The 19,057-nt window shown below is 49.6% G+C and carries 21 protein-coding genes and 1 tRNA gene; 8 read left to right on the top strand and 14 right to left on the bottom strand.

Going from position 1 to position 19,057, the window contains the following annotated elements; all coding sequences use genetic code 11:
• Positions 1 to 77 precede the first annotated feature (77 nt).
• On the top strand, positions 78 to 1,751 hold the full coding sequence (locus tag BD_RS06085) for a thioredoxin family protein (RefSeq protein WP_011163836.1): 1,674 nt from the start codon (positions 78 to 80) through the stop codon (positions 1,749 to 1,751).
• Here BD_RS06085 and BD_RS06090 read toward each other — a convergent pair.
• From BD_RS06090 to BD_RS06110, 5 genes are all read right to left on the bottom strand, one after another.
• Positions 1,748 to 2,881, bottom strand: coding sequence for a DNA alkylation repair protein (locus BD_RS06090; RefSeq protein WP_011163837.1), 1,134 nt, complete (start codon positions 2,879 to 2,881; stop codon positions 1,748 to 1,750). The two genes, BD_RS06085 and BD_RS06090, sit on opposite strands and share 4 nt — an antisense overlap.
• Positions 2,882 to 2,908: 27 nt before the next feature.
• Positions 2,909 to 3,787, bottom strand: coding sequence for a hypothetical protein (locus BD_RS06095; RefSeq protein ID WP_038451263.1), 879 nt, complete (start codon positions 3,785 to 3,787; stop codon positions 2,909 to 2,911).
• Between the two features lie 99 nt (positions 3,788 to 3,886).
• On the bottom strand, positions 3,887 to 4,414 hold the full coding sequence (gene orn / locus BD_RS06100) for an oligoribonuclease (protein WP_011163840.1): 528 nt from the start codon (positions 4,412 to 4,414) through the stop codon (positions 3,887 to 3,889).
• Between the two features lie 76 nt (positions 4,415 to 4,490).
• Positions 4,491 to 4,898, bottom strand: a complete 408-nt coding sequence (locus BD_RS06105; RefSeq protein WP_226987962.1) for a response regulator — start codon at positions 4,896 to 4,898, stop codon at positions 4,491 to 4,493.
• Between the two features lie 100 nt (positions 4,899 to 4,998).
• Positions 4,999 to 5,274 carry a heavy-metal-associated domain-containing protein gene (locus tag BD_RS06110; protein ID WP_011163842.1) on the bottom strand — a complete coding sequence of 92 codons (276 nt, stop codon included), beginning with the start codon at positions 5,272 to 5,274 and terminating at the stop codon, positions 4,999 to 5,001.
• 168 nt (positions 5,275 to 5,442) lie between these two features.
• Between BD_RS06110 and BD_RS06115 the strand changes: the two genes are divergently transcribed.
• Positions 5,443 to 5,519: transfer RNA gene (locus BD_RS06115), tRNA-Asp, on the top strand.
• A 62-nt stretch (positions 5,520 to 5,581) separates the two neighbouring features.
• Here BD_RS06115 and BD_RS06120 read toward each other — a convergent pair.
• Complete coding sequence (locus BD_RS06120) at positions 5,582 to 6,325, bottom strand: substrate-binding periplasmic protein (protein ID WP_011163843.1); 744 nt, start codon at positions 6,323 to 6,325, stop codon at positions 5,582 to 5,584.
• A 215-nt stretch (positions 6,326 to 6,540) separates the two neighbouring features.
• Here BD_RS06120 and BD_RS06125 point away from each other — a divergent pair, with 215 nt between their 5' ends.
• Both BD_RS06125 and BD_RS06130 read left to right on the top strand, forming a co-directional pair.
• A complete protein-coding gene (locus BD_RS06125; protein ID WP_011163844.1) occupies positions 6,541 to 7,074 on the top strand; it encodes a gamma-glutamylcyclotransferase in 534 nt (177 codons plus the stop codon).
• Between the two features lie 165 nt (positions 7,075 to 7,239).
• The gene (locus tag BD_RS06130; RefSeq protein ID WP_011163845.1) at positions 7,240 to 7,755 is read left to right on the top strand and encodes a hypothetical protein; all 516 of its coding nucleotides are present in this window, start codon (positions 7,240 to 7,242) and stop codon (positions 7,753 to 7,755) included.
• A 5-nt stretch (positions 7,756 to 7,760) separates the two neighbouring features.
• Here the strand turns inward: BD_RS06130 and BD_RS06135 are convergent, their stop codons facing one another.
• The gene (locus BD_RS06135; RefSeq protein WP_011163846.1) at positions 7,761 to 8,291 is read right to left on the bottom strand and encodes a hypothetical protein; all 531 of its coding nucleotides are present in this window, start codon (positions 8,289 to 8,291) and stop codon (positions 7,761 to 7,763) included.
• 207 nt (positions 8,292 to 8,498) lie between these two features.
• On the opposite strand from BD_RS06135, the gene BD_RS18310 reads away from it, so the two are divergent.
• Both BD_RS18310 and BD_RS06140 read left to right on the top strand, forming a co-directional pair.
• The gene (locus BD_RS18310; protein WP_157678779.1) at positions 8,499 to 8,636 is read left to right on the top strand and encodes a hypothetical protein; all 138 of its coding nucleotides are present in this window, start codon (positions 8,499 to 8,501) and stop codon (positions 8,634 to 8,636) included.
• A gap of 117 nt (positions 8,637 to 8,753) precedes the next feature.
• Entirely contained in the window at positions 8,754 to 9,491 is a 738-nt protein-coding gene (locus BD_RS06140) for an SDR family oxidoreductase (protein ID WP_011163847.1), read from the top strand.
• A 119-nt stretch (positions 9,492 to 9,610) separates the two neighbouring features.
• Here BD_RS06140 and BD_RS06145 read toward each other — a convergent pair whose 3' ends face one another.
• The gene (locus tag BD_RS06145) at positions 9,611 to 9,928 is read right to left on the bottom strand and encodes a hypothetical protein (RefSeq protein ID WP_011163848.1); all 318 of its coding nucleotides are present in this window, start codon (positions 9,926 to 9,928) and stop codon (positions 9,611 to 9,613) included.
• 304 nt (positions 9,929 to 10,232) lie between these two features.
• Here BD_RS06145 and BD_RS06150 point away from each other — a divergent pair, with 304 nt between their 5' ends.
• A complete protein-coding gene (locus tag BD_RS06150) occupies positions 10,233 to 12,272 on the top strand; it encodes a hypothetical protein (protein ID WP_041583497.1) in 2,040 nt (679 codons plus the stop codon).
• Between the two features lie 17 nt (positions 12,273 to 12,289).
• Here BD_RS06150 and BD_RS06155 read toward each other — a convergent pair whose 3' ends face one another.
• Genes BD_RS06155 through BD_RS06165 form a run of 3 tightly spaced genes read right to left on the bottom strand, consistent with a single transcriptional unit; the run spans position 12,290 to position 14,763 of the window.
• Positions 12,290 to 12,817, bottom strand: coding sequence for a dihydrofolate reductase family protein (locus tag BD_RS06155; protein WP_038451280.1), 528 nt, complete (start codon positions 12,815 to 12,817; stop codon positions 12,290 to 12,292).
• Between the two features lie 60 nt (positions 12,818 to 12,877).
• Positions 12,878 to 13,186: a hypothetical protein gene (locus BD_RS06160; protein WP_011163851.1), complete on the bottom strand. Its 309-nt coding sequence runs from the start codon at positions 13,184 to 13,186 to the stop codon at positions 12,878 to 12,880.
• A 2-nt stretch (positions 13,187 to 13,188) separates the two neighbouring features.
• The gene (locus tag BD_RS06165) at positions 13,189 to 14,763 is read right to left on the bottom strand and encodes a L,D-transpeptidase family protein (protein WP_231839299.1); all 1,575 of its coding nucleotides are present in this window, start codon (positions 14,761 to 14,763) and stop codon (positions 13,189 to 13,191) included.
• Between the two features lie 243 nt (positions 14,764 to 15,006).
• Here BD_RS06165 and BD_RS06170 point away from each other — a divergent pair, with 243 nt between their 5' ends.
• The gene (locus tag BD_RS06170) at positions 15,007 to 15,861 is read left to right on the top strand and encodes a trypsin-like serine protease (protein ID WP_011163853.1); all 855 of its coding nucleotides are present in this window, start codon (positions 15,007 to 15,009) and stop codon (positions 15,859 to 15,861) included.
• Here BD_RS06170 and BD_RS06175 read toward each other — a convergent pair whose 3' ends face one another.
• The 3 genes from BD_RS06175 to BD_RS06185 form a co-directional block, all read right to left on the bottom strand.
• Complete coding sequence (locus tag BD_RS06175) at positions 15,862 to 17,232, bottom strand: BspA family leucine-rich repeat surface protein (RefSeq protein WP_011163854.1); 1,371 nt, start codon at positions 17,230 to 17,232, stop codon at positions 15,862 to 15,864.
• Between the two features lie 145 nt (positions 17,233 to 17,377).
• On the bottom strand, positions 17,378 to 17,980 hold the full coding sequence (locus tag BD_RS06180; RefSeq protein ID WP_011163855.1) for a hypothetical protein: 603 nt from the start codon (positions 17,978 to 17,980) through the stop codon (positions 17,378 to 17,380).
• A gap of 10 nt (positions 17,981 to 17,990) precedes the next feature.
• Positions 17,991 to 18,863, bottom strand: coding sequence for a hypothetical protein (locus tag BD_RS06185; protein ID WP_011163856.1), 873 nt, complete (start codon positions 18,861 to 18,863; stop codon positions 17,991 to 17,993).
• Between the last annotated feature and the right edge of the window lie 194 nt (positions 18,864 to 19,057).

Here is a 19,057-nt window from a genome sequence, read left to right on the forward strand (position 1 = left end):
TACGCCGCAGCATGAACGGTGTAGGCATTGTTATCTGTCTTCACCGTGATAGGGTTCTAAGATATTCAGGAGGACTTATGAAGGTTCTTGGTTTTATCTTAGCCCTTTTCGTCGCGGCATCCGCATTCGGTCGTCTTTCGGACGGCAAAGCCACATTCGTCGTGAAAGACGGAAAGATCGTCGGCACCATTCAAAAAGGTTTTCATTTCAATAAGGAAGCTCCCGCGGCTTTTGCCATGAAGGGCGTAGAGATCGCGCCTCTTGTTAAAGAGGAATCTCAGCTGGTTTTTGCTATGCCGACAAAAGAAAACGAAGCCTTTGAGCTTGGCTTCTATGTCTGCGACGACAAAAAAACCGTGTGCGAAGAACACAAGATCACTTACGTGATTTCCGGCGGGAAGCTAAAGCCTGCAAGCGAAGTCAAAAAAGCCGAGGTTGCAAAGCCGGAAGTGAAAGCCACCACGGGCAAAGTTCACAAGAATAGCCATGGTTTTATCGAAAACGATCTGGAAGCTGCCAAAGTTTTGGCGGCAAAGTCCAAAAAAAATCTGCTGGTTGATTACGGGGCCCCTTGGTGTCCGGCCTGTGTTCGTCTTGAAACGGAAGTCTTTGGCACCAAGGCTTTTAAAAACGTCACGAAGGATTTTATCCTGGTCGCTTTGAATGCAGACATGAGCGCCAATAAACCGTTCGGAAAACAGTACAATATTAAAGCGATTCCAACAGTGTTGATCTTGAAACCTGATGGCACCGAACTTTATCGCGCCTTGGATTTTGCACCGGCGGATGTTTACGCCAAACGCATCAAAGACGCGAAAAAGAACCTTCAGTCGACTGCGGATCTTGAAAAGCTGGCACAAGCCGGTGATCAAAAAGCCATCGAGGCTTTGGCTGTCAAAGCTTACAATGCCCTCGATATGGAAACGGCCGTGAAGTGGTATCGTCAGATTGATTCCAAATCCGATCGTTTTGCCTCTGCAGAAACGCAGTGGGCTTCTCAGCAGGCCCGTGCGGAAAAAAAGTCGGAAGAATATCTGGCCATCCTGAAAAAGTGGGCCGACCTTAAACCGCAGAGTTTCACCAGCGTCACGGCCACCAACGAATGGGCGGAATTCCTGAAAAGTGAAAAGAAGGATCTGCCGGCGGATTTGAAAGAGCGCCTGAAAGCCAACAGCGAGTTTTTGGAAAAACTGACCAAGTCGAAAGCCGACACCGTCAAATGGGTGGAGTCCTGGGAGGTCAGTCCGATGGCTCCGGTGGAAAGGGCCGAGGCGCTTTCCATGTGGAAGGTGTCCGCCGAGGCCCTGGGGCAAAAAGAAGAGGTCGTCAGGATTCAACAGGAGCTGCAGAATGAAGTGCGTTCGTTGAAGCTTTCTGAGAATCGTCCGGGGGAGGTGATGGCAACGCTGTTTTACTTCCGTCAGGCGGGGCTTCCGGAACTTGAGGAATCGTGGCTGTTGAAACTTGAAAAGGCGAATCCTCACAGCTATGTCCCGCACATGAAGCTTGCAAGCTACTATGTGCGCAACAAGGCCTATGAAAAAGCCCTGCCCCAGGCAAAGCTTGCAGTGGAGCTGGGAGAAGACCTGCGTCTTCACAACTTGAAGACCCTGGCAGAGATTCAGAAAGAGCTGAAACAAAAAGATGAAGCCAAAAAGACCATCGAGATCGCTTTGGCTCATCCCCAAGTGAAAGAAGAGCGCTTCAAGGATGTTCTAAAATCCCTGGAGCAGATGAAAAAAGATCTTTAGTCCTTTAAAAGGAAAGTGGCCTTACCCAGGCTTTTTCCGTTTGCGAAAATCTCAACGACATGGGAGCCCGGATAAAGCACCCGTGTCGTCACCGGGCGGAAGGAGTGCTTCTTTGTGAAGTCCAGCCGCTCTTTGGCTTTCAGCTCTTTGTTTGCAAGCTTAAACACCTTGGCCGAGTTCGTGCCGTTGGCCTTTTTATAATGAATCGCATAGTCCACCACGACCGTGGCATTCTTGGGACTTGAAAGACCGAAGGACATTTCAAGGTGGCCCCCGGTTTTAACAGTCTTTGGTTTTAACGTCAGATCGTGCAGTTTTACCGTGGCATCGGTGTGATAGCCCAAAAGCTTCAAAGCCTCGGCATTACCGGCCTTCACCTGGGTGCGCAGGGCGTGGCGGGTGATCCAGTCGATTTTTGTTTTGTGTTCCTGGGGGGCTTCTTTCTGCCAGCGCTTCAGGGTTTTGATCACCACATCCGGGTGTGTTTTGGTGATGTCATTCAGGTGATTGGCGACGGATTTGCGCACGTAAAGTTCTTCGTCGTATTTCAGTTCTTCCAAAAGCTTCAACGTCGGTGCCGGGTCCTTGATAAATTCCCGCAGCAGTTCACCCCAAGGCAGACGGGGCCGAGAGCCTTCAGAAACCCAGCGGCGCACGTGGTGGCTTTTATCCTGAGTCCAGGCCATCAGCTGTTTCAGCGTTTCTTCCTGGCGGTGAATCAGAAACGGGCGCACGGCCCATTCGGCCGTGAATTTTTGCGTCAAAGTGTGCAAACCTTTCATGGATTCATCGAAATTCTCCAGTCCATAGGTTTGCACAAATTCAGTGAAGGCCCACAGGTCGAAACCTGATAGAGGTTCCACGCCCGGTTTTGGTTTGTTGACAGCCTTCAGCAGGATGTTGAGGGCTTTGGTATAGTCTTGCGGAAGATGTGACTGCAATCGACCGCGGATCAGCTGCACACGGGGTTTCATCTCAAGGGCCGAAAGCTCGCGGCTGAGCTTTAGAAAGCTTTTACTGTCAAAGTCTGCGTGGTGGTATTGCAGATGTTCAGCCATTCGGCGCACCAGCGCCTCGTTGATCCAGTTTTTGAAGGCCGATTCGTTTTCAGCGGTTTTTTTCTGCGGCATAAGGCAGCCTTTCCGTCTGATCCGAAGTTATTTGGTCGGATCAAACCACAGCTTCTTATTGTCGAAGGGAACACTAGTTGGCAACAGCGGATTTTCAATTCTGAACAGTTTTCTTTTCTTAAGATTCAGGTCCGCGATGACTTTGCCATAGGCCCTGTTAAACATCCGGTCAAACTCGCCATTTTGAATCAGCAGCTCCAGGCCGTCTTGGGCGCGGCGGGCGAGCTTTTTTCCCTCTTCCGTCTGGTGGAACCAGAAATAGGTCGGCAGGGGATAATACAGTAAAATATTTTCTTCAATCATCAACTGGGGCAGCCGCTCTTTGCGGGCGTTGAATTCTTCCAGAACTTCGGTGACTCCGCGGGGGAAGGCGGTGGTGTGGGCACTGAATACAAGATTCTCAAAGATGCGGTCGTAATAGACCTCTTCCAGCACACGAAAGCCTGCGCTTTCCAGAATCGCATTGTCACCCCAGCCTTCGCCCTGGCGCATGGGTATTTTTTTGAGCTGTTCCAGGTTCGAGATTTTATCGAAAGTGGCTTTGTCTTTTTTATTGATCAGCAGCACGCGGTAGGAAATCAGGCTTTTGTCGATGGGGATGCGCACGGTTTCCAGTTGGCGCTCACGTTTGATGGAAGTCTCGCGGATCATGACGGTGAGCTTTTTTGAGTTCGACAAAAGTTCCCGCATCTGACGGTCTTCAGTCATGCGCACGCTGGGTTTTAAAACATAAGGGCCGTATTTGTCCTTGGTGGCCTCCAGCGCGGCCTTCAGCAAATCCCAGTGATAGTTGTAACGGCGATCTATTTCAGACTCTGGTGGATGAAAAATGTAAACCATCTCAGCGCCCAGGCCAGCCAGGGGAAGAAACAGACATAGCAAAAACATCAGACTTTTGCGCATCATTCAGCTCCTGGTCTTGAAAGTAGGGGCCTTTGATTTTCGAGTCAAAAGAAATGAACATGCGTCCGGCGCTGCAAGATCCGCTGTGGACGCATGTTTGCTCTATTTCGTGAAATGCATTTTGTCGGTGTAGTGACGCAGTTCCTGGATGCTTTCGCGGATGTCTTCCAGGGCGCGGTGTTTATTGGCCTTCTGGTAAACGTATTTGAACTTATTGTTGATGATCACTTTCCAGGAAGACACATCCACCATCCGATAGTGCAGGCGTCCGGCAAATTCCGGCATGTACTTGTTGATGAAAAGACGGTCCTGCATGATCGAATTGCCGGCAAGAACAGGTTTATCCTTGGGATCCGGGAAATGCTTTTTAACCATATCCACAAGCTTGGCTTCGACCTGGTCGGGATCCATTCCGTTAGGCACCTTAGCGGTCAAGCCGGATTTTTTGTGGTGCTCGGTATTCCAGGCGTCCATGCTGTCCAGATATTTCTGGGGCTGTTTCACCACGGTTTCGAAAGTTTCGAGTTCTTTGAAGTTTAGATCCGTGACGATGGCCGCCACTTCGATGATCACTTCCTTCTCGACATCAAGACCGGTCATCTCCATGTCGATCCAAAAGAGCTTGTTCATGAGAGTTCCTATTCTAGGGCGCCACGCGCCCGGATACTCTCTATGATGAGGGATTTGCGTGGGGGAGACAAGGCCTTTAGGCCTTCTTTTGCTCCATCCCAGTTTTTAAGGCGCGTTCCACCGTGGAAATGAGCGAGTTTTCATCCCAGGGCTTGTCAATAAAGGCATAGACGCCCAATCTTTGAGCTTCCAGCACCATGTCCTTCTGCCCATAGCCGGTGTGTATGATGAACGGGATCTGAAGGCCGTTTTCACGCATCCACTTCAGAACTTCCAGGCCGGATTTTTTAGGCATCTTTTCATCAGAAAGAACGGCGTCGAACTGCCGGGTTTTTAGCAGGTCAATGCCTTCGATGCCATTGTTGGCCCGATGAATTTCCGAGGTGCTGCCTTCTAGGATGGCCGAGAGGACTTCCAGCAGTTCGAATTCGTCATCGATGATAAGCAGGCGCCCTTTGGAGGTTTCGGAAATTGTGTTGATCATTGGATCATTATGCCGGAAAAGTGCAGTAAGGTCATCGCACTCTATCGTCAATTTTTTTTAATCGAACCCCCTGAGCAGGGGATTCGATGACTCCACAATCTTACTTGGATTTTGAAGAGTTGATGATCTTGTATTCTCCGGCTTTGGAAATCGCCGCCTGAATCTGATCTTGAGAAATCGTTGAACCGGCTTTAGGTGAGACAATCACTTTACCGACAGTAACATCACATTTTTCCAGGCCATCCATTTTGCACACCTGTGCTTTGATGGATTTTGCACAGGATCCGCAGTGCATGCCTTCAACCTCATAGGTGATGGTTTCAGCCAGGGCCGTTTGGGACAGTAGCAGGGCAGTTACAGCCAAAAGTTTCTTCATTTTGGGGTCTCCTTGATGGTGCAAAGACATTATACCCATCAAAACCGGCGGGCTAGGGCTTTATTTGCCCAAAAAGAGGGCATAGGACACCATGATATTAAGTTTTTTTAAAAATAATGTTGTCAGGGGTGTCCGACTTGGCTATAAAAGATTCTCCGAAACGCCACTGGGGTGGTAGTTAAGTTGGTTATAACGTCCGCCTGTCACGCGGAAGGCCGCGGGTTCGAGTCCCGTCCACCCCGCCATTTTTTCCAAAAAGTGGCTAAAATTACCGAAGCAAAGTCTTCGGTTTTTTTATGCCCAAAAATCAATCAACATACGTGCTGCCGTACTTTTTAAACAAGGCCTTCATTTTTCCCGAACTTTTGATTTCATCGATTGCTTTGTCTACTTCCTTCTTCGTGATTCGCCCTTTGCGACTGATTGAGCAGACAATGGGGTAGTCTGTAAGAAAAAGTGCTTCGCGGTTTTTTGCAATACTGGGATTTTCAAGACGGAAATAATCGAAAAAAATTTGATCTGTGACGACGTACTGGATACGGCCATTGAGCAGTTTTTTTAGATTTCCTTCTTCGGATAGACTGTCTTCGCGTAGAATTTTGCCAGATGCAAAGTAAGGATCGAGCTTGGGGTAGACATACTGAAGCATCGTTCCGATTGTTTTGCCTTGCATATCGCTTATTTTTTTGGGCATCGGTGTCGGGCCAATAATAACTTCTTTTTTGTTAAAAAGAACTTCGGAGAAATCTAATTTTTTAACTCCGTCATCCCAGATTTTGCTTGTATAGCAGAGGACATCCATTTGACCTGTCAGCATGTATCTGTTGAGTCGATAACGAGTCACGACACTGAAGTTTGCGGTACGTCCCATAGCCTCTGCCAAAGCACTGACATAGTCGACGATAAGGCCGTCCACTTTTCCTTTTTTTTCAATCAAAAGAGGTGGTGCCAGTCCAGCAGGAATTGCGGCGCGAAGTTCAGTCTCCGTTTTTGCCTGCGCTGAATGTGCCAGGATAAAAAAAGATAGGAAGTACAGCAGCTTCGTTTTCATACTCCAAGTTTATTAGAGAGTTGAGATGTCGCAAGGTTTAATTTGAATGATGCAATATCTTTTTTGTTTAGACAGTTGATTGCGATAAACAACAGGATGTTGTTGTCACAATGGCCAAAATCAGGTGATATTAAAAGCCAAATGACTTGGATCCGGGATACACTGCAAGAGCTTTGAGCTAAGAACTGATACTTAGAAGCAGAAGGAAATCAAATATGGACGCCCATTACGGAAAAGTGATGCAAGCTAGAAATCAAATTCAAGGAACCGGAAGCAAATTGTATTTTGCTTATTCGGGGGTTTTGGATCGCCAGGCTTTCGAGGTTTGGGCGGAAGAGCATAGCTACCAGTTTTTCGTACTGCCCGAGGGGCTGGTGGCTGAAGCAAAAGGTGTCGATTTGGTTTTTGATTTTCCTTCGCGTTGGTGGGGTGGGCGTGTTGCCGGGTTGGTCGCCAAAGAAGGCTCGTCTGTCTTTGGAAGGTTATTTGAAATTCCGGAAAAAGAATGGCCCATTATTCAGCATAAAGAAGGTGTCGTGACTGGGATGTCAGTTGAGACGACTCTGCGTGTTTCCGTCGACGGGCAAGAGTTTGAAGCGACGGCCTTTGTGACGTCACCGAGTCGTCGCAGTCTTGATGGTCCTGTCAGTGAACGTTATCTCGAGGCATTGGTAAGAGGAGCCCGGGCTTCGGGTTTGCCAGAGGCGTATGTGGCCTCATTGCCAGCTAAAGCTCGAGACAACCCTTAATACCCGCGTCTCACTTTGCAACAGAAGCTCCGTATTTCAATTTAAGACATAACAAATTTGGAGGGCGCCTTTTGGCGCCTTCGACAGTTCTTGCCGTGTATAAACAAGCTTTATTGCAGTTGATGCTGGAATGACTCTCGCAGTGTAAATGGGCAGAGGTGCCCTATGAAAAGAGTCTTGTTGGCAACTGTCTTAATTTTGAACTTCTCCGTTTTCCACGCCCACGCGAACCTGCTGCCTTTCACTCAGGATGTTAACGTCGGTGAGAACTCCGTCGCGGTTTCAAAAATTAAGTTTAGCAAACGCGCTGACGCCGGTTCATTCTGTCACACTCTGGGCAAACAACTTGGCTTGAATATGAAACTGGCGGACCTTGAAGAGGTTATACAAGTTGCGGCATTCGGCAAACCCCAAGTGGACAGTGTGATGGTGCAGATTAAAAAGAAAGATGGCTCTGTTGATACAGCTATCGTCGCCTGGGACAACAAGAAAAAGATCAAAATCGACAAAGAGAATCCAGCGAACGTTGATACTCATCTCGTACTTAGAATTCGTGGCGGCGACGGCGTCGTTAGGGAAACAACCCTCAAAGAACTGAAAGAGTTAGGGGCCGTCGACTATCAGGATCGACCTATTGATAAGCTTCCGGCCTTTTGCGTTCACGATATTAAAAAACAATAGCCGGGCTATTTACAGTGCGCCTTTGAGCTAAGAACAAGCGCCCGCGCTTGTTCTTCTGTGCTGGCGGTGCCAATTGAGCAGGTATCCGCCCCATCCAATCGAACTGCATACACCACTTCCACACCCGACATTCCATCTTCAGTGGCTTCAGACAGGCGATAGATAAAGCCAATCCACTGCAATGATCCGCTGCCGTCTTCCGAAGAATTCGTTTTACGGTACATCCATTCCACTTCAGTTGACGCCACGTCATGGAAGGAATACGGGTTGTTAAGGGCAATCTGCTGCCCACCGTAAGCCAGCTCCGGATGATAGCGTAGGTCGCCGCCGGTGATATTCAGTTGATACCCGCCAAAGCCCTTGCATTCGGCATCATAGAAATCAATCGGGGACTGTTGGGTTGCCGCGCTGACTTCAATGCACTCCGTGGTTAGATTGGTAAATACGCTGCCAACGGTGACTTGCTGGCCTGTCTCGGCGAAGGCCGTCAGAGCTGTCGTTGAAATAATTGCTATTGAAGAAAGAAGCTGTTTCATCGGTTGTTCCTTTACGGTTGCTGAGTTCCTGATGAACTGTTTATTGCGCCTAATAAGAAAATACGAGCCGAACTTAAGGCTCCTGCTGAGTGACAGCAACATTTTGTGTGCACACATCAGACCTTCAAGGGGGCTTTTTATTTGTCTTCCTGTAGTGGTGTCGTTACAATTCCTCGAAATTAGACCTGTCTTTTGTAAAGGACTGATATGGACACGCCTCAGGATTCCGAGATCGCAGAAAGAGAAGTACGTCGCAAAACCCTTTGGGTGATAGGATTGACCTTCATATTGCCGGTACTGATCACTTTGTGCGGCATCTATTACGTCGTGTCCACTGGGAAATAGTTCTGTTAAATCCTCCGACCGAGCTTTTGGTGTGAACACAACAACGACGATGTCCGTAAATGGCCAGTATTTTAAGTTGAAATATCTTAGCCTGCCTTGGATCAACCAGGAGGTTTTATGGATTTCAAAGGAAAGAATGTTTTTATCACCGGAGCCAACCGCGGGATCGGTGCCGCTTTAGTAGGGGCCTGCCTCAATCGGGGAGTCGCCAAGGTTTACGCTGCCGCCAGAGATAAAAACAAATTACCGAAAAACGATGACCCGCGTGTCGTTCCCGTTCAACTGGATATCACCAACCGGGAGCAAATAAACGAAGCCGTGTCTGCCGCCGCCGACGTGCAGATCCTGATCAACAATGCCGGCACTCTTCATGCCGGAAGTTTTTTGGAAGGGAATAGGGACGGCTTCCTCCGTGACATGCAGGTAAACTATTTCTCGACGATGGATGTGATGACGGCCTTCGTTCCTGTGCTTAAGCGCAACTGCGACGGTCGTATCGTGAATATCGTGTCGATAGCCAAGTTCGTGAACTTTCCCTTTATCGCGGGATATTCGGCTTCCAAAGCGGCACTTTATTCGATGACTCAGGCGGCTCGAATCGAACTTAGTCCGTACTGTATTGCCGTTCATGCTGTGAATCCGGGTGCCATCGATACGGACATGAATAAAGGTGCCGAGATGGACATGACCTCTCCGGTCGAGGTTGCAGACAGTATCTTGGCCCACGTCGAAAAAGAGATTTTGGATATTGTTCCGGACAAGATAGGTCAGGCGATGTTCAAAGTGTGGCAGGAGTCTCCAGTGGGGTTGGAGAACCTGGCTAAAGATATGTATTTTAAAAAGCCGGTCCCCTGAACTTCTTATAGGCAGAAAGTCTCTGAACAATCTGCTGACTTGAGGGGTGCTAATAGGTCGACGCAGGATTCAGGGGGATCGGGGTTCCTATTCACCTTCGATCAGTGCCGATGGCAGAGTTACTCAGAATAGAGCAATGTGTAACCTTTCAGCTTGCACTCCAGATCCAGAGCGAAGGCCTCTTGAAACCAGCCACTGTGGAACGAACCATTGTTGATATAAAGGTAAACATCCTGATGAAAAGGCCCGATTTGTCCTTGGGCTCCTTTGCGGATTTCGCCAGCGAGCAGAGTGCCCGCCAGTACGGGAGAAGACGGGAAGTCGCTTCGGCTGCCATAGGTGGCTGCGATCTCAGTTGTTTCGTGATCGCAGGCGGCTGAAGCCGCTGTTGAAAGCACCATCGTCGTCATTGCAAGCAGGATTCTTGAATATTTCATTCTTTTACCTTTGCTGGTTTTGCCGCCTCAGGATTTACCCTCGCTTCTGGTGGAGCTCAAGTCAGAATTTTGTCTGGAGATGGGAATATATAAGGAGTACACGGTCTTATCTGTGAGTTTACATCGTATTTTGAGTCTATGTCTCGAGCCACACTTATTAAATTCCGATAAGTCAGATATGTTTGGAACGTACTCGCTGAAATCACTTCTTGTTTTATCTGTATTTCTCTCGGGCTGCAGTCTGTCTGTCGACTTAGCCCCCGGTTCCTCAAATTCTTCCCCGGAAACCTCACCCACAGATCCTGTGCAGCAGGCCCAAGGTAAAGTCTGTTTTGATGGGGTGATTCGCACAGTCCTTGAGTCTGGCGGTGTTCGCTACTATGGGGGCGATTTTAGCAAAGCGGGTCCCTGCGGCAGCGGGATCGTCCGGATGGACTCTGATGACAGAAATCAACCGGTCACTTTACCGGTCTCAGCCAAAGAGATCCATGCATTGGCGCAGGATTCGACGGGACGTTATTACGTTGTCATGACACCGGGAGCCCTGGGGGAGATGACCCTTAAAAGATTCAGCGCCAAGTGGGAGCTGGACACCTCATTTCAGGCACCGACATTCTACTATCCCACTTCACTTCTTGAAAGTAAGCTCCCCTTCGCCTGGCTGAAGATCAATCAAAGTTCAGTGGTTCTGGCTGGCACCTTCACTTACTCGAAGTCAGAAGAAGAAGTGGGCGGTGGCGAAATGCTCCTGGCCCTGGAAGACGCCCAAAACGTGGCGATTCTTAACAAGGAAAGCGGGGCCTTGCTTCCTGCCAGTTCGGTCGGAGAAGGTCTGGATCTGAGACGTGTGGATGATGTGGTCTTTGTTGGTAACAGAGTCGTTCTGGCGGGCAACAGCAGTGAACACGGATCCGTGGTTGTTGATGTTGATTACGTCGATCAAAGTGTCTTCACTGATCTGACTGGATTTGAAGATAGGGTCACATTGCTTCAGGATGGCAGCGGTCAGGCACTGCTTTATAATATGGGTTCAGAATCTTCAGAGCTGTATTCAGTGGCGGGAGGAAATCTGATTCCTCGTGCCTTTGATATTTCTGCCTGCGGAGTTATGGGTTCTCCCACGGTGAAGGCCTCTGGAGATACGCTTTATTTGCTGGCCCTGGTAGATTTTGAAGCCGGGGGCGTAAATTTTTGTTCTTACAATTTGTCCACGAATCAAATCACAAAAGTGCAAGCCTGGGATGTGGGACGTCTTCCACCAAGCGGGCGTTTCCTTTGGGGAGTCAGTGAGGATCATGTTGTCCTTTCACTGGGTGACCGGTTTGCGGAATTCAAGCGCAGCGATCTTTCCGAAACATATTTTCAGGAAAAGCTGGAGGTCTCGGCCTTCGCCTCTGTGGAAGGCGGCTTCTTTGCCCTGGGAACATCAGGCGGAGTGGCGGGCACCGGAACGTCGGCGGGGATCTATGCGCAGTCTATAAGTACGGGAGCTGAGGTTGATCTTTCAGTAGCTCTGCAGTTGTCGGATGAGAACGCTGATGGCGTCAGTGTTCGTGGCCTTGCGGTTCATAATAATAAACTGTATGTGGGTGGGATCTTTGATGAGGTCAATGGCGAGCAGCGCGAGGGCCTGGTGATCCTGGATATTGAAGATGACTATTCTCCGGTTGCACTGCCGTTGCCCGTTTCAGGACAGATCTCTGGGATGAGCCTTTATGGGAATAAACTTTATATGGCAGGCTATGGCCTTGTCGTGGGCGAGCCTGGAGAGGAAGAGGTCGGCGAGCTGGGTGCCATGTCTGTCGACGGCGCCAGCAAATTGGTGGCACTGGACTTGAACACGGGCTTGCTTGATGGGGGCCTGTCCAATCAGATCTATGCTGATATTGGTGATGCGGATGTCTATTCGCTGCTGGTTAATCAGTCCGGAATCTTTATCGGGGGCTATTTCGAGATTGGCGTCGAGGACGACTGGTATTGGGACTTTGTGGTGTTGGATCATTCAGGTGCTGTGATCGGAACACCGTTGCCGGCAGAGCCAGGGAATTACGAACGGGTGACCGGCATCGTGGAGCTCAATGGGAAGGTCTACTTTGGGGTCGGTGACTATACGACAGACAAAGCCACTTATGCCGAGCTAAAGTCAGACATGACCTTCGAGACCAGATTGTTTAGTGATGTGGCCGACAGCAAGATCGAATCCCTTTTTGTGTACGATGGAAAGCTTCATGGTGTGCTTAAAGAAGATGAGCTGCCGGTGGTTCATCGAATCAATGACGATGGCTCAATTGCCGAGTCGGATAAGATCTCGGTGGGGGGACTGCCAGCCAATGTGCCTATGTAACAGTCTCTTCGAGCTCGCTACGTGGTAGCTATTGAATAAATGACCTCTACGCAAGTGTCTCCGTGCTGACGGATGTTCTTGATCTTAAAAGCCGTGTCTGTATGGCGTGCAAATAGTTTTTTGCCTTCATTTAAGAAGACCGCCACAGTTTGAATGTGCATCTCGTTCAACAGCCCCTGGTCGTAAAATTGTCCGGCCAGATCACCACCACCCACGACCCAGATGTTTTTTCCATTCGCTAATTTCTGCATTTCTTTGTGGTGGCTGGCGACATCCCCTTGAACAAAACGGATGTCGGCACCGGGGAAGGGCTTAAGATTTTGATGGGTGAAAACAAAGCAAGGGACTTTATAAGGCCATTCCTCGGCATGCTGTTGCATCCACTTGTACGTTGATGTGCCCATGGCCAGGGCGCCCACCGTATTTACAAAAGTGTCGATGAAACTAATGTCCGTGGGGCCGTTTTTGAAGAGCCATTCCAGAGAGTCGTTGGGATCAGCAATATACCCATCCAAGCTGGCCGCCGTGAAATAAATGGTCTTCATCAGGTCCTCCGTCTCCAGACTTGGATGATATCCATAGTTTCGATGCAGCGGCAAGTTTTGTTATGGATTGATAACATCCAGAATCTGGTTGCTGCCGTTGATCTTAAGTTTCAACGGAACGCGGCTTTCCTGAGATTCCGTCAATAAGTGCAGTTTGGCTTCAGGGAAGCTCATCAAATTTTTGATGATCAAAAGCTTTGGCAGACCAACGAGCTTGACCATGGCTTCGTTTTCCATGGCTTCGATGTGTTCAACCACTCCCGTGACATACAGTTGCGATGCCGCACCGGTGCTGACAGTGGCGTTTGCCTGTGACGTCACAACATTGAAAGCTACAAATAGACTCGCGATTAAAAGAAATTTTGCCATAATTACCGTCCTAATCCTTTGACTTGAGATAAAATTAATTGATTGTGTCCGTAAACGTCTTCCACAAAACGGATAACACCGTCCGAGTTCATTTGGGAAGTTACAGGTACTAAATAAACCGGCATCGGTTCTTTCAGGTCCACACGGGTTTCTTTATCAACCAATTGACCTTCTTTAACCACGAAGTTTTCAATCTGCGGCCGGGACCATTGCGTTCCTGCAAGCAGATATTCGGCCAGATCCAGCGGTTTTTCCAGGCGCACACATCCCGAACTGCGCAGGCGCTGGGCTTCGCCGAACAAGTCGCGCTGATTGGTGTCGTGCAGATAGATGGCATAAGGATTCGTCATCATAAACTTCACAACGCCCAGGGCATTATTGTAGCTCGGTTTCTGCCTGATATAGAAGTTCACGCTCGAGGACTTGATCGACTTCCAGTCAATGCTGGTCGGGTCGATGGTTCGGCTAAAGTCAGCAGTGTACACTTCAAATCTGTTATCAGTGAAATACTTGCGAATGCCCTTGGTGTCGAGCTTCTTCAGAATTTCAACTTTATCGTTCAGGAACACCGTGGGTGGAATTGTCCATGTCGGGTTCATCACCAAATAGGTGATGCGATCCCGAAGCGTGGGCGTCTTGCGTTCCGCAGTGCCGTTGATCGCCTTAAAGCTCATCGAGATGTTGTTCTTTTTATCCGTCATCATGAAGTGGGAAAACGCCGTATTCACGAAAATATGACGGTCTTCAAGATTCTGCGGGAACCAGCGCAGTTGCTCCATATCCGCTTGCAGTTGACTGAGTCGGTCCAACAGGGAAACGCTGAAGAACCTCCAGGTGCGGCCGCCGGGTGAAATCACTCCATCCGGTTTCATTTTCAAGTTTAGTTGAATGTCATTGATCGCTATCAGCATGTCCTGATCAAACGTGTCGTTCATGCTGTCGATGCGATAACCCAACTGACGCAAACGTTCTTTCAGTTTGATGATGACGGGATCTTTTTTACCCAGTGACAACGGCTTCTTTGCTGGGGTGATGTTTTCCCACAATCCGGTTTCCAGCAAAGGATACAGTCTTTCCAGCGCCATTTTCAGGGACTGATAGACGGAAAACTGGGGGGCCATTTTATCAAGGGCCAGTTTTGCATCGCTCTGGCTGGTCAGGACGACAAGGCGAACCTGTTCGGCCGTCAGGAAGTCCTTTTTTTTGACTTTGATATCTGAAGCCAGGCCTACCGGATTGACCGATCCGCTGTAAACGTCACGCAGGGCCTTCACATAGACAGCCAGAATTTGGCGCCGGTCGAAGTCCGCGTCCAGGGTTCCGCGCAGGAAGGACTGCTCCAGTTCGTCGTTCCAATAGACGGAAGGATTCAGTCCATGCTGCCACACCGTCAACAGAGCTTCGCGGATTGAAGCCGCACTTAAGCTGTCGACAGCGGTTAAATAATCAATCGCACTTTGACCTTGCGTTGGCGCCGCAGAAGCATAGGGGGGACTTTGGGCCTTTGCCGTAGAAAGCCCGCTTGCCAAAATCAAAGACGTGATCGCAAGAAATAAACGAACAGGTTGCGTATCCATTTCCATTCACCTCGTGGCACCAGGTAATACAAGAACTCTGCCAGTGCCGGGATGGAACTGAATGTGATTTAGAGACTATTTGAGAAATATCTTCATATAAATCTGTCAGCCGGTGACACTTCTGGGGCCTCGCTCAGTTGCTGGACAGCCCGGGGCAGCCACAAGCGGCTTATAGTTCTTCCAAGATCCCGGGGGGCGGGCACGAGACTCGCAAGGGTGCTTTAAGCCCAGCAAAGGCGCTTTATGAAAAAACTGTTAATGCTTCTTTCACTTCTTTTGATCAATTGCCAGGAAAGTCCCGAAAGCTTTCAGGGAACAGGCATGGACATGGGGCAGGGACAGGGGATTATCGGTGGGACCACGGCTTCTTTTCAAAGTGATCTGTCCCAGATGGTTGTCAGTGTGCGCACTTATTATAACACCCGCATTGAGGTTATAAACGGGCAGAAGGTGGAAATGAACGACGTGTTTCAGTGCACGGGGATTCCACTGAGCAGGCAGTTGATTTTGACGGCCGCCCATTGTTTGAAGACTCCGGATGGGTATTTACGCACGGTCGAATTTAAAACCAAAGCCGGAGAGCATCTGGCTTATGCAGAAGACACGTTCGTGGTGCCAGAACAGTACAAAGCCGGAAATCAGGATTATGATTTTGGGATTTTGAAGTTAAAAAAGCAGTTATCTGAGGACATAATTATCACGCCCTTGATGGATCATTCTATCGGGGATCTGCGCTCTGTTCTGGCGGCAGGGTATGGGCGCACCAATGGTGTTTGGTCTGACATTAAAGGTGATGGCGGCAACACCCTGCGTTCGGTTCAATTGACGGTGTCCGCTTTCGCAAAGAACGAAAACCGTTTCCGTGTGCAACAGTCTCAAGGCAAAGGTTTTTGTCAGGGGGACTCCGGTGGCCCCGCCTTTGCCCGAATTCAAGGACGAACCTATGTGGTGGGGATCGCCTCAAAAACAACACGATCGTCAGAGTCCGCCACGGTCGACACTGAACGCTGCACCGATGAGGGTATTTATATCAGCGTTCAGAAGCAATTTGGCATGATCGTGGAGCTGGCCAAGTCCTTGGCCACTGACGTCCCTTAGTTAGGGGAATGTCGGTTTTTTGCTGGCGTCCCAGGCAGGATTGGATTGGTGATCGAAGAGGGTGTTGTTCACGCCCGCAGGCAGGACCCACCCACTGATATCCTGATTGAAGGCGTCGGTGCCGAAGAACATCTGCTCCATACCGGTCAGCCCAGGGGTAGCAAAGACCCAACTGGCCAGGGGCTGGTTGAACGCATCCGCATTTTGGAACATGGATGTCATATCCGTGACTTTGGATGTGTCCCAGGAGCTTCCAGATTTAGTCAGAGGCTGATTGAAGGCCAGAGCCCCCATAAACATTCTAGCCATGTCGGTGACGTTCGCAGTATTCCAGTTGCTGATGTTCTGATTGAAGGCAAGGGCATCGCTGAACATACTGTTCATTGTGATCACGCTGGAAGTGTCCCAGTTTCCGATGGGCTGATTGAAAGCTGTCGCTCCCATGAACAAATTGCTCATATCCTCGATCCCGCTGGTGTTCCAATGACCGATAGGGCTGTTGAAGCTTGTGGCCATCATAAATGCGCCGCGCATATCGGTCATTTGAGTCAAGTCCGGAGCATCTGTCGCAGTGACTTGCATATTCGCGCAGCCAGCAAACATCAGCTGCATAGTGCCCCACTGAATGGTGCCCCATTGTTTTACGTCGATGACTTTCAGATAATCACCAGCACCAGCAAAGCGGAACCAAGGCATGGCACCTTTGATTTTGATGTCATAGATTCCGCCCGTCGCGTAGTTGTGTGAAATAGCGGGCATGCCGGGATTCCAGCTTGCAGAATCAACCGGTTCGGAACTGCCGTCACCCCAGTGAACCACAAAGTTGTATCCGGACCAGCCATTCAGTGGCAGCTCCATCGAGTTGGCAGCATTGCCTTTGCTGGTGTCGATGGTCATGATGAAAGAGTTTTTAATCGTGGCACTTGTTGATGGGCCGTATGCGGGTGCCAAAAGGCCATCCGCACTTTCCGCCGTGTCGGCAGCAATGGAGATATTCACCGGGCCATCCCCTGTACATCCGCTGATGGTCACCGTCGGAGTCATGGTGGTTCCATTCGTCACCACAGCGGTGCAACCAGCTGTGTCGGGTCCGCCCAGGGTGATGTCGGCATCTTGAAGGTCGACGATCGAGGCATCAGTGTAGGTGACGGTATAAACGAAGTTTGTCGCAACGGTTCCATAAGACACGGACGGGGCACTGACATTCAATGTCGGTCCTGCAGGGACCGGCGGAGTCCCGGTTGGGGGAGTTTCTGAAGGCAGTACGACACTGGTTGGGACGAGCTGCAAATCAAACGTGCAGCCCGTTAAAGCCAAGAATGCAAACAGAAGCATGATGTTCCAGAGTGAGACACGTACCGTCGTTATCATGATTAATATTTCGGTTTGCTACGAAGAACCCTTGAATACATCTTGGTAACATTCGCGCCTTTTACCGGCGGGAATGTGGAAATTATTAAAAAACGAGGGGTGCTCCTTTTTCGGGAGTCCCCCGGTTGGGGGGCAAGGTGTTTTGTTAATTCAAAGCTTCGGCCTCAATTTGGAGCATCGTCGATCTGCTAGCCTGCATCAGAGCGTTGGTCAGCTCTTTCGTCATATTCTCCAGACGATCACGCTCTGGATTGCCTTTGACCATCAGTGTGACAAGGCCCCCAACGCTGGCGGCGGTCACAACAACACCGATCCATCTTAGCATGCTGGGTTTGCTGGCATCATCATTAACGAACATGATTGCGGTCAGGCATCCCGAGATCACCGTGTTGATCACGAGTGCGCCGCCGATCGTGGATTCGTTGCCGTTTTGAGTCTCTAGAGAAATATAGTGACTAAGACGTTGCAGTTGCACCAGAGCTGCTTGAAGAACTTCCAGGCGTTGTTCCGGTGTCAGCCCGGCGGTCGCCTCTGAAAGTGCCTGCAGGTCCTCGGGGGATATTTCTGATTTACCGGACTGCAGAAGTGTCAGAGTCTGGTTTTTAATCGCTTTCACGGCCGCGTGTGCCTCGGGACTCAGCTGCTCTTGAGAGGCGATATTTCGAGGTGTGTTCGCTTGCTGGGTTCCGGCTTGAACAGACTGGGCCATCATTGCGCCTGCCAGGATCATCAAAATTGCCTTTTTCATCTTGTCTCCTTTAGTTTGTATTTATAATTTCTAAGTTTTGTTTTTTTATATTCTCAATCAGCAACAGAGCTTTTTCGGCCTTTTCACTCTGGCCGGTTTTCTGGAACTCGAGAAGTTTGACCTCAAGTCCGGAGATGGTTTTTATGTTTTGGTCATAGGCAGCTCTGGTCATTGCCGAGGCTGACATCCGGGCCTGATTTTCCATGTATGCAGTGGGGTCGGTGATGACCTGATGATGAAAGACAGTCAGCCAGGAAAGCAGTCCCACAAAAATATAGCTGTTCAGACTGGAGATGATGACGTCAGCCCCATGGCGAACCCGGGCGTTGATGTAAGCCTTTGTCAGTGGACCGCCCTCGGGCTGGGTTAAGACTTCCATAAGTACACCATCGGGAATTTTTTCGGGGCGGAAGAATTTGAAGTGCGGGACAGAAACGATGAACCCGGCGGATCCCAGATACTGATAGCTCAGATAATTAAGGCCAGCATTGGCCCCCAGAGAAAACATCAGTCGGAAATAGTGAGCATTGTGTCGCAGAAGTGTCATCGGGTCCATTTTGATTTGGACGCCCATTTTTTCCAGTGCACTCTTATAATCTCGGCGCTGGATTTCAATGGTCAGTTCGCGTCGATAGTCCCTGTTCAGATGAAGAATGTTAAAGAAGTCAGCGGCAGCCATTTTGGCTTTCACGGAAAGACTGCGGTCCCCCAGAATGTCGGCCTTGGCAGCTTGATAGATTTGAGTCTCGGTAACCCGTGATTTGCGAGAAAGCGACTCAAAGTGAGACGAACGGGTGTCCAGGAAAGCGCCACCGCAGGCCATTTGCGCGGCTGCAGGCAATGCTATCAGGAATATGAAGGCTGAAACAACCAGGCTTCGCATTTAGGACACCTCTTCATTGGATGTCAATGCAATCACGGAACCAAATGCCATCCCGTTTGGTTCGATCTGATGATCTTCTAACGCAGCCCTAACATTTTTTGTCAATCGGGTGTAGAGGCTGTGGGCGTGGCCCGACCGGCGGGACTTTCGGGTCCTTTCTGTTGACGCTTCTTTGCTCTTCTCAGTATATTTTA

The sequence above is a fragment of the Bdellovibrio bacteriovorus HD100 genome (assembly GCF_000196175.1).
In the GTDB taxonomy this organism is placed as follows: domain Bacteria; phylum Bdellovibrionota; class Bdellovibrionia; order Bdellovibrionales; family Bdellovibrionaceae; genus Bdellovibrio; species Bdellovibrio bacteriovorus.

Excerpts from the sequence above, each read along its gene's own strand:
- BD_RS06180 (WP_011163855.1), bottom strand. The coding sequence starts at position 17,980 with ATGAAAAAGGCAATTTTGATGATCCTGGCAGGCGCAATGATGGCCCAG.
- BD_RS06155 (WP_038451280.1), bottom strand. The coding sequence starts at position 12,817 with ATGAAGACCATTTATTTCACGGCGGCCAGCTTGGATGGGTATATTGCT.
- BD_RS06170 (WP_011163853.1), top strand. The coding sequence starts at position 15,007 with ATGAAAAAACTGTTAATGCTTCTTTCACTTCTTTTGATCAATTGCCAG.
- BD_RS06095 (WP_038451263.1), bottom strand. The coding sequence starts at position 3,787 with ATGATGCGCAAAAGTCTGATGTTTTTGCTATGTCTGTTTCTTCCCCTG.
- orn (WP_011163840.1), bottom strand. The coding sequence starts at position 4,414 with ATGAACAAGCTCTTTTGGATCGACATGGAGATGACCGGTCTTGATGTC.
- BD_RS06125 (WP_011163844.1), top strand. The coding sequence starts at position 6,541 with ATGGACGCCCATTACGGAAAAGTGATGCAAGCTAGAAATCAAATTCAA.
- BD_RS06090 (WP_011163837.1), bottom strand. The coding sequence starts at position 2,881 with ATGCCGCAGAAAAAAACCGCTGAAAACGAATCGGCCTTCAAAAACTGG.
- BD_RS18310 (WP_157678779.1), top strand. The coding sequence starts at position 8,499 with ATGGACACGCCTCAGGATTCCGAGATCGCAGAAAGAGAAGTACGTCGC.
- BD_RS06110 (WP_011163842.1), bottom strand. The coding sequence starts at position 5,274 with ATGAAGAAACTTTTGGCTGTAACTGCCCTGCTACTGTCCCAAACGGCC.
- BD_RS06140 (WP_011163847.1), top strand. The coding sequence starts at position 8,754 with ATGGATTTCAAAGGAAAGAATGTTTTTATCACCGGAGCCAACCGCGGG.
- BD_RS06135 (WP_011163846.1), bottom strand. The coding sequence starts at position 8,291 with ATGAAACAGCTTCTTTCTTCAATAGCAATTATTTCAACGACAGCTCTG.
- BD_RS06160 (WP_011163851.1), bottom strand. The coding sequence starts at position 13,186 with ATGGCAAAATTTCTTTTAATCGCGAGTCTATTTGTAGCTTTCAATGTT.
- BD_RS06120 (WP_011163843.1), bottom strand. The coding sequence starts at position 6,325 with ATGAAAACGAAGCTGCTGTACTTCCTATCTTTTTTTATCCTGGCACAT.
- BD_RS06085 (WP_011163836.1), top strand. The coding sequence starts at position 78 with ATGAAGGTTCTTGGTTTTATCTTAGCCCTTTTCGTCGCGGCATCCGCA.
- BD_RS06145 (WP_011163848.1), bottom strand. The coding sequence starts at position 9,928 with ATGAAATATTCAAGAATCCTGCTTGCAATGACGACGATGGTGCTTTCA.
- BD_RS06165 (WP_231839299.1), bottom strand. The coding sequence starts at position 14,763 with ATGGATACGCAACCTGTTCGTTTATTTCTTGCGATCACGTCTTTGATT.
- BD_RS06185 (WP_011163856.1), bottom strand. The coding sequence starts at position 18,863 with ATGCGAAGCCTGGTTGTTTCAGCCTTCATATTCCTGATAGCATTGCCT.
- BD_RS06175 (WP_011163854.1), bottom strand. The coding sequence starts at position 17,232 with ATGATAACGACGGTACGTGTCTCACTCTGGAACATCATGCTTCTGTTT.
- BD_RS06105 (WP_226987962.1), bottom strand. The coding sequence starts at position 4,898 with ATGATCAACACAATTTCCGAAACCTCCAAAGGGCGCCTGCTTATCATC.
- BD_RS06130 (WP_011163845.1), top strand. The coding sequence starts at position 7,240 with ATGAAAAGAGTCTTGTTGGCAACTGTCTTAATTTTGAACTTCTCCGTT.